Source organism: Actinotalea sp. (assembly GCF_041597215.1).
Lineage (GTDB): Bacteria > Actinomycetota > Actinomycetes > Actinomycetales > Cellulomonadaceae > Actinotalea.
Genome location: NZ_JBFHHB010000089.1, coordinates 1 through 11,870, shown reverse-complemented (window position 1 = coordinate 11,870; position 11,870 = coordinate 1). Strand labels below are relative to the sequence as shown.

Annotated in this window: 12 protein-coding genes; 9 read left to right on the top strand and 3 right to left on the bottom strand. The window is 73.7% G+C overall.

Going from position 1 to position 11,870, the window contains the following annotated elements; genetic code table 11:
• Positions 1 to 78 precede the first annotated feature (78 nt).
• On the top strand, positions 79 to 522 hold the full coding sequence (locus tag ABWK99_RS08195) for a Fur family transcriptional regulator (protein WP_372594209.1): 444 nt from the start codon (positions 79 to 81) through the stop codon (positions 520 to 522).
• 64 nt (positions 523 to 586) lie between these two features.
• Positions 587 to 1,009 (top strand): DUF1003 domain-containing protein, encoded by a 423-nt coding sequence (locus ABWK99_RS08190; RefSeq protein WP_372594208.1) that lies wholly within the window; start codon positions 587 to 589, stop codon positions 1,007 to 1,009.
• A 69-nt stretch (positions 1,010 to 1,078) separates the two neighbouring features.
• Here ABWK99_RS08190 and fucO read toward each other — a convergent pair whose 3' ends face one another.
• On the bottom strand, positions 1,079 to 2,218 hold the full coding sequence (fucO, locus tag ABWK99_RS08185) for a lactaldehyde reductase (protein ID WP_372594210.1): 1,140 nt from the start codon (positions 2,216 to 2,218) through the stop codon (positions 1,079 to 1,081).
• Between the two features lie 185 nt (positions 2,219 to 2,403).
• Between fucO and ABWK99_RS08180 the strand changes: the two genes are divergently transcribed.
• Together ABWK99_RS08180 and ABWK99_RS08175 are read left to right on the top strand one after the other, a co-directional pair.
• A complete protein-coding gene (locus ABWK99_RS08180) occupies positions 2,404 to 4,740 on the top strand; it encodes a heavy metal translocating P-type ATPase (RefSeq protein ID WP_372594207.1) in 2,337 nt (778 codons plus the stop codon).
• A gap of 62 nt (positions 4,741 to 4,802) precedes the next feature.
• The gene (locus ABWK99_RS08175; RefSeq protein WP_372594206.1) at positions 4,803 to 5,891 is read left to right on the top strand and encodes a VIT1/CCC1 family protein; all 1,089 of its coding nucleotides are present in this window, start codon (positions 4,803 to 4,805) and stop codon (positions 5,889 to 5,891) included.
• A 31-nt stretch (positions 5,892 to 5,922) separates the two neighbouring features.
• On the opposite strand, the gene ABWK99_RS08170 is transcribed toward ABWK99_RS08175, so the two are convergent.
• Positions 5,923 to 6,828, bottom strand: coding sequence for an NAD(P)-dependent oxidoreductase (locus tag ABWK99_RS08170; protein ID WP_372594205.1), 906 nt, complete (start codon positions 6,826 to 6,828; stop codon positions 5,923 to 5,925).
• Positions 6,829 to 6,949: 121 nt separating this feature from the next.
• On the opposite strand from ABWK99_RS08170, the gene ABWK99_RS08165 reads away from it, so the two are divergent.
• The 5 genes from ABWK99_RS08165 (at position 6,950) to ABWK99_RS08145 (ending at position 11,395) form a co-directional block, all read left to right on the top strand.
• Complete coding sequence (locus ABWK99_RS08165; protein WP_372594204.1) at positions 6,950 to 7,507, top strand: gluconokinase; 558 nt, start codon at positions 6,950 to 6,952, stop codon at positions 7,505 to 7,507.
• Positions 7,504 to 8,607, top strand: a complete 1,104-nt coding sequence (locus ABWK99_RS08160; RefSeq protein ID WP_372594203.1) for a zinc-binding dehydrogenase — start codon at positions 7,504 to 7,506, stop codon at positions 8,605 to 8,607. The genes ABWK99_RS08165 and ABWK99_RS08160 overlap by 4 nt, the downstream gene beginning before the upstream one ends.
• On the top strand, positions 8,604 to 9,659 hold the full coding sequence (locus tag ABWK99_RS08155; protein WP_372594202.1) for a D-2-hydroxyacid dehydrogenase: 1,056 nt from the start codon (positions 8,604 to 8,606) through the stop codon (positions 9,657 to 9,659). Before ABWK99_RS08160 ends, ABWK99_RS08155 begins: the two co-directional genes overlap by 4 nt.
• A 32-nt stretch (positions 9,660 to 9,691) precedes the next feature.
• Positions 9,692 to 10,471, top strand: coding sequence for an IclR family transcriptional regulator (locus tag ABWK99_RS08150; RefSeq protein ID WP_372594201.1), 780 nt, complete (start codon positions 9,692 to 9,694; stop codon positions 10,469 to 10,471).
• Positions 10,472 to 10,555: 84 nt separating this feature from the next.
• Entirely contained in the window at positions 10,556 to 11,395 is an 840-nt protein-coding gene (locus ABWK99_RS08145; protein WP_372594200.1) for a hypothetical protein, read from the top strand.
• Between the two features lie 51 nt (positions 11,396 to 11,446).
• Here ABWK99_RS08145 and ABWK99_RS08140 read toward each other — a convergent pair.
• Positions 11,447 to 11,870 (bottom strand): LuxR C-terminal-related transcriptional regulator (locus ABWK99_RS08140; RefSeq protein ID WP_372594199.1); only part of this gene is annotated, 424 nt, incomplete at its 5' end.

The window sequence follows — 11,870 nt, the reverse complement described above, 5'->3', positions numbered from 1 at the left end:
TCGTCGTCGTCATCATTCCTCCGGAAGTGACCAGTTCTTATATTTGACCAATTCCAATATAGAGGAGAGACTGGGTCCGTGACGACCGCCTCGACGTTGCTGCGCGAGCAGGGCCTGCGGGTGACGGCCGCCCGGGTCGCAGCCCTCGACGTCCTCGACACCGCTGCGCACCTGTCCACCGACGAGATCGCCACCGCCGTGCGCGAACGGATCGGCTCGGTCTCGGTCCAGGCGACCTACCACCTGCTCGACGCACTGACCGCTGCGGGTCTGGTGCACCGGGTCGACCTCGCCGGCTTCCCTGCCCGGTACGAGCGCCGGGCCACCGCCCACCACCACCTCGCCTGCCGAGGCTGCGGCCACCTGGTGGACGTCGACTGCTCGGCCGAGGACGGGCCGTGCGTCCACCTCGCCGACCGTCAGGGCTTCGCCGTGGAGCGGGCCGAGGTCATCTTCTGGGGGTTGTGCCCGCAGTGCCGGACCGACACGGCCACCGGTCGGGAACCCGCCGCGGCTCCCTGACCGGCCGGCCGTGCTTCGGTAGGAGCACCGCAGTGCGCCGCCATCCCAGCACAGAGGAGCTCCCATGGCCACGACCCACGGTCACCTGTCGCGTCCGCTCGAGCACCCCGTGGTCTCGGCCCTGCGGATCTCCCGCACGTCCGACCTGCAGCTGAGGATCGCCGACGCGATCACGCGCTTCGCCGGGTCGATGCCCTTCGTGTACCTGCACGTGGCCGTCTTCGCCGGGTGGATGCTCCTCGCGGAGCGGAGCCCCTGGCCGACCTTGACCCTCATCGTCTCGCTCGAGGCGATCTTCCTGTCGACCTTCGTGATGATCGGCCAGAACCGGGCCGCGGCCTTCCAGCAGGCCAAGGCCGACCACGACTTCCTCGAGGAGGAGGCGGAGCTGCGCACGAACACCGAGCTCACCCGGCAGATCCACGTGCTCACGACCGAGCTCCACCGGCGACTGCTCACCGAGGGCGAGGCGGACACCCGTCGCTGAGCGCCCGGACCGCGGCCCGTGCCGCGGGTCGAGCCGCGGCACGGGCCGAGCAGTCAGGGGATCGCGCGGTCAGAGGATCGAGCGGTAGAGCGCCTCGATCTCGGCGACCGACGCGGCACGCGGGTTGCCGCCCGCGCACACGTCGTCGAAGGCTGCCTTGGCCAGCGCGGGCAGGTCGGCCTCGGTCGCGCCGACCTCGCTGAGCGTCGTCGGGTTGCCCAGGTCGCGCGTGAGCGCTGCCACCGCTGCCACGGCCGCCGCGCGCGCCTCCTCCAGCGGCAGGTCGCCGGCCCCGGCCACCCCGAAGGCCGCCGCGATGTCACGGAACTTCTCTCCCGTGGCCTCGGCGTTGAACGCCATCACCGGCGCCAGCAGGATGCCGTTGGCCACGCCGTGGGGCGCGGAGTAGAAGGCACCGAGCGGGTGGGCCATCGCGTGGACCAGGCCCAGCCCCACGTTCGAGTAGCCCATGCCGGCGATGTACTGGGCCAGCGCCATCCGGTCCGCCGCCTCGGCGTCGCCGTCCGCGGACGCCTGGAGCGAACCGGCGATGACCTGGATCGCCTTGAGGTGGAACAGGTCCGAGAGCTCCCAGGCACCGGCCGTCGTGTAGCCCTCGATCGCATGGGTCAACGCGTCCAGCCCGGTCGCGACCTTGAGCGAACGCGGCGCCGTGGACATCATCTCGGCGTCGACCACCGCCAGCACCGGGATGTCGTGCGGGTCGAAGCAGACGAACTTGCGCTTGCGCTCCTCATCGGTGATGACGTAGTTGATCGTCGTCTCCGACGCGGTCCCGGCGGTGGTGGGGATCGCGACGATCGGCACCGAGGGGTTCTTCGTCGGCGCGCCGCCCTCGAGCGAACGGACGTCGGAGAACTCCGGGTTCGCGACGATGATCCCGACCGCCTTGCAGGTGTCCTGCGGCGAGCCACCGCCCACCGCGACCAGCACATCGGCACCCGAGGCGAGGAACGCCGCGACGCCGGCCTGCACGTTGGCGATCGGCGGGTTGGGCAGCACGTCGGAGAAGACCTCGTAGGGGAACCCCGCCTCGTCGAGCAGGCCGGTCACCCGCGCCGTCACCCCCGAGTCGACCAGGACCTGGTCCGAGACCACCATCGCCTTCGTGAAGCCCCGCCGGACCAGCTCGTCAGGAACCACCGACACCGACCCTGCCCCGAAATAGGCTGTCTGGTTCCAGATCATCCGATGTGCCACGTCGCACTCCTCGCTCTCGGCGGGGGCAGGGTGTCCGCCCCCACCTCGAGATTGTTCACCGGCCGAACCATTCCGGAGGTGGACGGAGGTCCCGCGACGGACCGGCAGGCGGCGGTCCCCGCCGCCGGCCGCTCCCTCATGGCGCCGCGCGCCCCACGGCGGGACGATGAGGGATGGTCCGGCGCCCGTCCGTCCCGGTGGTGCTCTTCGTCGTCGCCACGACCCTGCTCGCGGCCGGAGGGCTCGCCTGGCTGCTCGACGCCGACACCGCGGCACGCTGGACCTGGCTCGCCGGGACCGCCCTCGGCCTCGTCTCCGCGCTGGCCACGACCCTCGAGGCCGTCCGCGACCGCCGGCCGACCGTCGACGTCATCGCCGTCCTCGCCCTCGCCGGGGCGATCTGGGTCGACGAGCCCTTCGCCGGGGCCATGATCACCGTCATGCTGGCCACCGGCCGGCTGCTCGAGGCCAAGGCCGACGCCCGCGCCCGGCGGGAGCTCAGCCTGCTCGTCGCCCGCGCACCTCGTACGGCGCACCGCCGCACCGTCGACGCGTCGACCGACACCGTCGTCGACGTCCCGGTCGCGGAGGTCGTCGTGGGTGACCACCTGCTGGTGCGGACCGGCGAGGTGGTCCCCATCGACGGCCGTCTGCTGGACGACGCCGTCCTCGACGAGGCCGCGTTGACCGGCGAGTCCCGGCCCGTCGAGCTCGAGGCCGGGCAGGACGTGCGTTCCGGAGTCGTCAACGCGGGCGGCCCGGTGGAGCTGACGGCCACGACGACGGCCGAGCACTCGACCTACGCCGGGATCGTCCGGCTCGTCGAGCAGGCCCAGGCCACCTCCGCCCCGTTCGTACGGACGGCCGATCGCGTCGCGGTCCTGTTCGTCCCGCTCACCCTCGTCGTGGCCGCCGTGGCGTGGGCGGTCGCTGGGGAGCCCGTGCGCGCGGTCGCCGTCCTCGTGGTCGCGACCCCGTGCCCGCTGCTGCTCGCCGCGCCGATCGCGATCATGTCGGGGCTCTCGCGGGCGGCCGGGATGGGCGTCGTCATCAAGGGCGGCAGCGCGCTCGAACGGCTCGCGACGGGCACCGTGCTGCTCAGCGACAAGACGGGCACCCTCACCCAGGGCCGCCCCGAGGTCACCGACGTCCTGGCTCCCGAGGGCGTCGACCCCGACGAGGCACTGCGCCTTGCCGCCTCCCTCGACCAGGTCTCCGCACATGTCCTCGCAGGGTCCGTGGTGCATGCGGCCCGGCACCGTGGGCTCGTCCTCGACATGCCGAGCGAGGTCGCCGAAGTGCACGGCTACGGGATCGAGGGGATCGTCTCCGGTCGCCGGGTGCGCGTGGGCAAGGCCGCGTGGATCGTCGGGGAGGAGGTCCCCCGCTGGATCCGGCAGGCCAGGCGACGTGCCGACCTGGACGGGTCGCTGACCGTCTTCGTCGGCGTCGACGGCGGACCGGCCTGCGCGCTGCTGCTGTCCGACCCGATCCGCCCGGACGCCCCCCGGACGGTGCGGGCCCTGCGCGAGGCGGGTATCGAGCACATCGTGCTCGTCACCGGCGACCGCAGCGACATCGCCGAGATGGTCGGACGGGTGGTCGGGGTCGACGCCGTGGTGGCCGAGGTCGACCCGGAGGGCAAGCTCGCGACCCTCGCCAGGGAGTCCGCGAGGGGACCGACGATCATGGTGGGCGACGGGATCAACGACGCGCCGGCGCTCGCCGCCGCCGGCGTGGGGGTCGCGCTCGCCTCACGCGGTGCGACCGCCTCCTCCGAGGCAGCGGACGTCGTGCTGACGGTGGACCGGATCGAGGCCCTGGCCGACGCGATCCTCGTGGCCCGCCGGTCCCGTCGGATCGCGATGCGCGCCGTCGTCGTCGGCATGGGTCTGTCCCTCGTGGCCATGGTCGTCGCCGCGGCGGGCCATCTCCCCCCGGCCGCCGGCGCCGCCCTTCAGGAGGGCATCGACCTGCTGGCCATCGCTATCGCCCTGCAGGCGGTGCTCCCCGCCCGGGGCCGCAGGCCGATGCCCGCAGGAGACATCAGCGACGCACGGAGGCTGCGCATCGAGCACGATGCCGTGCTCCCGCTCGTCGAGCGGATCCGCGCCGTCGCGGACGGGCTCACGACGGACGAGCCCCGGCTCGGCGCCGTCGTCGAGCTCCGGGAGGCCCTGCAGGCCGAGCTCCTGCCCCACGAGCGGCACGACGAGGCCGTGCTGGTCCCGATCGTCGCGCGCGCGCTGGGCGGCACCGACGCCACCGTCGGGCTCTCGCGGACGCACGCCGAGATCGAGCACCAGGTCGGCCGGCTCAGCAGGCTCGTCGACGGGGTCGAGGACGAGGTGTCCCCCGAGGACGTCGTCGAGCTCCGTCGGGTGCTCTACGGCCTGTACGCCGTGCTGCGGCTGCACAACGCCCAGGAGGAGGAGCTCGCCTTCAGCCTGGTACCAGGCGCAGCCCCGCACCGCGGCCCCGATAGCATGACGCCCCCGGCGCAGACCTGAGGTCGTCGACCGCGCGCGCAGGGGCACCCGCCCGGACGGGGCCGGGAGAGAAGGAGCCGCAGGTGAGCGAGCCGCACCGGACCGACCTCGCCGCCCCCAGCGAGCGCGACCTGCGCCGCTGGCGCCGTCACCTGGCGGCCGAGCGCGCCGAGGCCGCCATCTACCGCCGCCTCGCGGCCCTCCGCACGGGCGAGGAGCGGGAGATCCTCCTGGCACTGGCGGAGGCCGAGGCGCGGCACGAGGAGCACTGGCTGGCCCTGCTCGGCGATCGGGTCGGGCGCCCGCTGCGGCCCGATCTGCGCACCCGGGTCCTGGTGGCCCTGGCGTCGAGGTTCGGCTCGGTGTTCGCACTCGCCCTGGCCCAGCGCGCCGAGTCCGAGTCCCCCTACGCGCAGGACGTCCACGCGACCCCGCAGATGGCCGCGGACGAGCAGATCCACGAGGAGGTCGTCCGGGCCCTCGCCGCACGTGGGCGCTCACGGCTCTCGGGGACCTTCCGGGCGGCCGTCTTCGGCGCCAACGACGGCCTCGTCTCGAACTTCGCCCTGGTGCTCGGCATCGGGGCGACGGGCGTGTCGACCGGGACGATCCTGGTCACCGGTCTCGCCGGGCTGCTGGCCGGGGCGTTGTCGATGGGTGCCGGGGAGTACGTCTCGGTGCGGTCCCAGCGTGAGCTGCTCGAGGCGAGCACACCGGGACCGAAGGCGCACCGGGCGATCGCCCACCTGGACCTCGAGCGCAACGAGCTCGCTCTCGTGTACCGGGCCCGCGGCCTGTCACCGGAGGAGGCCGAACGCGAGGCCGCCCTCGTGCTCGGCGGTCGGGGCAGCCTCCCGCTGACCGCGGGGACCGAGGTCGACGAGCACGAGGAGATCGGCACCGGGCGCCAGGCGGCGGTCTCGAGCTTCGCCTTCTTCGCCTCGGGCGCCGTGGTCCCGGTGCTGCCCTACCTCGTGGGCCTCAGCGGGGCCGTCGCCGTCGTCGTCGCTGCCGTCCTCGTCGGGCTCGCCCTGATCGCGACGGGCACGATCGTCGGCCTGCTCTCGGGCGGGAACCTCGCCAAGCGCGCCCTGCGCCAGCTCGCCATCGGGTACGGGGCAGCGGCCGCCACCTACGCGCTCGGCCTGGCCTTCGGGTCGACGGCGGGCTGAGCCGGCGACCCGTGCGCCCTTGTCCCGCCGCTCACTCCGCGGCGAGCGAGGCGCCCTCGTCGGCGATCCACGCCTGAATCACCGTCGTGTCCAGGTCGCCGAGACCGGCGTCGGTGAGGTCGGCGAAGGCGGCGTGCAGCCGGTCGGCCATCAGGGTGGCCGTGCCCGTGCGCTCGGCCTCGTCCTGGTAGGCGGCCAGGTCCTTGATCCAGAACCTCGCGGCACCGGACACGGAGTAGTCCTTGAGCGCGTAGCGCTCGGCCTTGTCGGCGAGGATCGTGGATCCCGCATAGCCGCCCTGGAGGAGCGAGAAGAGGCGGCCGACGTCGAGCCCCGCGCGCTCGGCGACGACCGAGGCCTCCGCGATCGCTGCGAGCGATGCGGCGCAGATGAGCTGGTTGCAGGCCTTGGCGACCTGGCCGGCACCCAGCGGACCGAGATGCTCCGGACGGCCGGCGGCCGCGAGCACCGGGAGGACCGGGGCGACGAGCTCGTCGTCCCCGCCCACCATGATCGAGAGAGTGCCGGCCTCGGCGCCGCGCTGCCCCCCGGAGACCGGGGCGTCGACGACCCTGATCCGCCCGCCGCTCGCCGCAGCGAGCTCCTCGTCCAGGTCGCGGACGGACTGCGGTGAGACCGTCGAGCAGATGACGAGGGTCAGCGGGCCGGTGACGCCTGCCACGAGCCCCGACTCCCCCTCGACCAGTGCCCGCACCGCCGGGACGTCCGGCACCATCACCAGGACGAGGTCGCACCGCTCGGCCACCGCACGCGGGGAGTCGGCCCAGACGGCGCCGCCGGCGACGAGCTCCGCGGCTGAGCGCTCCTCCAGGGTGTTGACCACGAGCGATCGGCCGGTCCCCGCGAGGGAGGCGCTGATGTGCCGCGCCATCGGGCCGCCCATCACCCCGAGTCCGATGAAGCCCACATCCGCCATGACCACTCCGCTCGTCGATCCGGCCAACCATTCAGCCAGGGAAACACTGTTCACTCAACTGGACAGGGCTCTAGGATGGCAGGAACACCGCGCCCGCGCACCCCCTCCCCAGGAGCCGTCGATGTCCAGCAGCACCCCGCCGAGCCCCACGACCGGCGGACTGCCGGACCGCCGGATCGTCGTGATGGGCGCGAGCGGCTGCGGGAAGTCGACCGTCGGGCGTGCCCTCGCCGAGCGCCTCGGCGTCCCGTTCGCCGACGCCGACGACCTGCACCCGGCGGCCAACGTCGCCAAGATGGCCGCCGGCATCCCGCTCGACGACGAGGACCGCGCCCCCTGGCTCCGCGATGTCGGCCGATGGCTCGGTGCCCAGCCGGCAGGCGGCGTCATCGCCTGCTCGGCGCTGCGCCGCAGCTACCGCGACCTGCTGCGCAGCGAGGTGCCGCACACCGTCTTCCTGCACCTCGACGGGGACCGGGCCGTGCTCGAGGAGCGGGTGGCCGCGCGTCCGGGCCACTTCATGCCGGCCACCCTCGTCGCCTCTCAGCTCGCGACCCTCGAACCCCTCGAGGCCGACGAAGCAGGCACCGCGCTCGACGTCCGCCAGACGGTCGAGGCGCTCGTCGAGAACTTCCTCGCGGCCCTCCCGCCCGAGCAGAGCAGCCAGGAGGCCCGATGAGAGCGCTGACCATCCACGGGAAGGACGACCTGCGCCAGGAGGAGATCCCCACCCCCGCCCCCGGGCCGGGCCAGGTGCGCATCCGGATGGCCTACGCCGGGATCTGCGGCTCCGACCTGCACTACTGGGTCGACGGTGCGAACGGCGCCTTCGTGGTCCGCGAGCCGCTGGTCCCGGGCCACGAGGTCTCCGGCACGGTGGACCTCGACCCGAGCGGCACCCTGGCGACCGGGACCCCGGTCACCGTGCACCCCGCGACCTTCGGGATCTGCGAGCCCGGGCTCGAGGACAAGCCGCACCTGTGGCCCCAGGGCGCCTACCTGGGCAGCGCCTCGACCTGGCCGCACACCCAGGGCGGCATGAGCGAGTTCCTCGTGGTGGAGCGGGGCATGGTCCGCGTCCTGCCGCCGGGGCTCCCCCTGCGCCGGGCCTGTCTCGCCGAACCCCTCGCCGTGGCCCTGCACGCCATCGCCCTGGCCGGCGGCGTCGAGGGCAGGAGCGTGCTGGTCTCCGGCTCGGGCCCGATCGGCCTGCTGACCGCCGCGGCGGCCCGTGCCGGTGGGGCGACGCGGGTCCTGGCCTCCGACGCCCTCGCCGGGCCACTGGCCAGGGCCCGCGCGCTGGGGGTGCACGAGACCCTGCGCGCCGGCGTCGACCCGCTCCCCGAGAACAGCGTCGACGTCGTCCTCGAGTGCTCTGGCGCCGCTGCCGCCCTGAACGCGGCCGTCGTGGCCGTGCGCCGAGCAGGTGTCGTCGTCCAGGTCGGGATGATGGCCGCCGGTCCGCACCCGGTCGCCCTGGCACCGCTCGTCGCGAAGGAGGTCGCCCTGCTCGGGTCGTTCCGCTTCCACGACGAGATCGACGACGCCGTCCGCCTGCTCGCAGCCGACCCGTCGATCGAGCAGGTCATCACGCACGAGTTCGCCGCGCAGGACGCCGTCGAGGCCTTCGCCACGGCTCGCGACTCGGACGGCTCCGGGAAGGTCGTCATCGCCCTGTGGCCGGACGAGCCCTCTCCCGCGCCCGGCGCACCTGACCCGACACCGACCGCCCCCCGCCCGACCCCGATCCGCCCGGCTCCCCTGGAGGACCCCGCATGAGCACCGAACCCCGCCTGACGGTCGCCGTCGTCACCCCGCTCCCCGAGGAGCTCTGCGCCCTGCTGACGCGGCTCGAGCCCCGCATCGACCTGCGCTGCGAGCAGGACCTGCTGCCCCCGATGCGGTGGCCGGGCGACCACGACGGCGACCCCGCCTTCCGGCGCAGCCCTGCCGAGCAGGCCCGCTTCGAGGCACTGATGGACTCGGCGGACGCCCTCTACGGGATCCCCGACGTCGACCCCGCTGCGCTGGCGCGCACCGTCCGCGCCAACCCCCGCCTGCGCTGGGTGCACACGATGGCGGCCGGTGGCGGCGGCCAGGTGAAGGCGGCGGGGCTCACCGAGGCCGAGCTCGCCCGGGTCGCGTTCTCGACCTCCGCCGGCCCGCACAGCGGCCCCCTCGCCGAGTTCGCCCTCTTCGCCGTCCTGGCAGGGGCCAAGTCCCTCCCGCGCCTCCTCGCCCAGCAGTCCGATCGACTGTGGAGCGAGCGCTGGGCGATGCGCCAGGTCTCCGAGATGACCGTCGTCGTGGTCGGCATGGGCAACATCGGTCGTGGTGTCGCGGCGCTCTTCAGCGCGCTCGGCGCGCGCGTCATCGGCGTCAACCGCTCCGTGCGGACGGTCGAGGGCGTCGAGGAGGTCGTCACCCCCGATCGCCTGGTCGAGGTCGTCTCCGGTGCCGACGCGATCGTCAGCACCTTGCCGGGGACGGACGCCACCACCGGGATGATCAGCCGCGAGGTGTTCGCCGCGGTCAAGCCCGGGATCATCCTGGCCTCGGTCGGCCGCGGGACCGTGATCGACCAGGACGCCCTCGTCGAGGCACTGTCGGACGGCCGGGTCGCGTTCGCCGGCCTGGACGTCGTCGCGGTCGAGCCCCTGCCCCAGGACGACCCCCTGTGGGCGATGGACAACGTCCTCATCGCCCCCCACACCGCCGCGCTCAACGACAACGAGGACCGGCTCATCGCCGAGCTCTTCGCAGCGAACGCGACCCGGCTGCTCGACGGCGAGGACCTGGTCAACCGGGTCGACACGCTGCACTTCTACTGAGCGGGACACGAGCGACGCGAGGAGACCGGCCGATGCCGACCCCACCCGAGGCGAAGAGCCCTGCACCGGCGGTGACCCGGGCCGCCGCGATCCTCAGCCTGATCGCGCAGGAAGGGCGACCGCTCGGGCTCGCGGACATCGCCCGACGGCTCGACCTGGCGAAGTCCTCGACTCTCAACCTGTGCATCGCGCTCGAGCAGACCGGTCTCCTGACCCGCACCGAGCTCGGCTACGGGCTCGGCCGCGCGACGGTCGAGCTGGGCGGGGCGTACGTGCGCGGATTCGACCTCATCCGGGAGTTCTACCGGGTGTGCGCCGCCTCCCCCGTACTCCAGCACGAGCTCCTGCAGATCGCGATCCTCGACGGGACCTCCGTGCTCTACCTCGCGCGCCACGAGGGCCGGGCGCCGCTGCGGCTGTCCGCGACGGTGGGCGACCGCTTCCCCGCGACCGTGACGGCCGTCGGCGCGGCGCTCCTGGCCGAGATCGACCCGGCCGAGGTCGCCGCGCGCTTCGCCGACCCCTCGACGCTGCCGAGCTGGACCGCGCACTCGACCCATACCGTCGAGGGCCTGCTGGCCAAGCTCGCGGACACCAGGGACCGCGGGTACGCCGTGGACGAGGGCGAGACGAACGCCGGGGTGTACGGCGTGGCCGTCGTCCTACCGCCTCGTCGCTCCGGTGACGAACCCCTCGCCCTCGGCGCCTCGCTCATGAAGCCCTCGGCGACGCCCGAGTACGTCCGGACTGTCGTCGCGGCGCTCCGCGAGGCCAAGGAGCAGCTGACCAGCCCGAGTCTCGTCGTCGACTGAGCAGCACGGCTCGGCCGTGGAAGGACGAGGCACTGCGACCGCAATGCCCGTGACGCACCCACCGCGCCGCGGGATGCTGGGCAGATGTGGACCGACCGCGTGCGCCTCCTCGACGACGCGTCCGTCGCCTCCTGGCTCCCGCCCCGCGTCAGCGGCGCGATGGGGACGGTGACCGGTGTCGTCCCTGCCGGCTACCCCGCGTACACCCGCGTGCTGCACCCCGTCGACGCCGAGACCGACCGCGCACCGGCGGCACGGTGGTCCGAGGTCGCGCGGGTCACCGGTCGCCGGGTGCACCCCCTGGTCCAGTGGCACCGGCTGATCGGTTCCGCCGAGCCGTGGAACCCCGAGAGCCCCCTGTGGCCCGAGGGCAGGCCGAACCAGGGCTCCCTCGCGACCCCGCCCCTGCTCGCGCTGTGCCGCGTGCTCGTCGAGCACACGCGGACCCCCGAGGACTGCACCTTCGCGCTCTGGGAGGGATTCGGGCACCTGCACGGCGGGATGCGCATGCTGCTGACCGCCCAGCACCCGTCTCGCGCGCCCAGACGGATCCCCCGACTCGGCCGGCGTCGAGCCCGGTGGACCTCCGGGGTCCCCGTCCCCGGAGCCCTGGACGACACCGAGCTGCGCGCGCCGCGACTCGAGCTGCCGGGCAGGGACTACCTGCTGTTCGCCGGGCCGCTCGACGCGATCGAGGACTTCGTCCGCTACGAGAGCGATCCCTTCCCGGGTGAGCAGTCCCCGAACCTGTTCTGGCCCGCCGATCGCTCCTGGTGCGTCGGGACCGAGATCGACTTCGACTCGACGCTCGTCGCGGGCGACGCGGACCTGATCGCTGCCGTGCTCGCCTCCCGTGAGCTGGAGGCGTGGCCGGTGCTGCCGGGCGACTCGCTGCGGTACGACGCCGACACGGTCAACGGCTGAGCCGCCGTCGCGCTCAGCCGGATGCCCGGGGCGTGACCGCTCAGGAGGAGGTCACATCCGCCCGCTCTCGTACGCCCAGATGGCGATCTCGACGCGGTTCCGCGCGCCGATCTTCGTCATCAGGCTGCCGAGGTGCGTCTTGACGGTGCTCAGCGAGATGTAGAGCTCTGCGGCGATCTCCGCATTGGTCCGCCCCCGCGCGACGGTGAGCAGCACCTCCTCCTCTCGCGCCGTCAACGGTTCGAGCGGGGGCGCCGCCGTCCGTGCCCCCGACCCGGCGAAGGTCTCGAGCAGGCGCGCGGTGACGCTCGGCGCGATCAGCGCGTCCCCGCGTGCCGCGGCATGGACGGCCTGGACGAGCAGCGCCGGCCCGGCGTCCTTGAGCAGGAAGCCCCGCGCCCCGGCGCGAAGCGCGTCGTGCACGTACTCGTCGAGGTCGAAGGTCGTGATGACGACGACGGCGAGCGGATCGGCG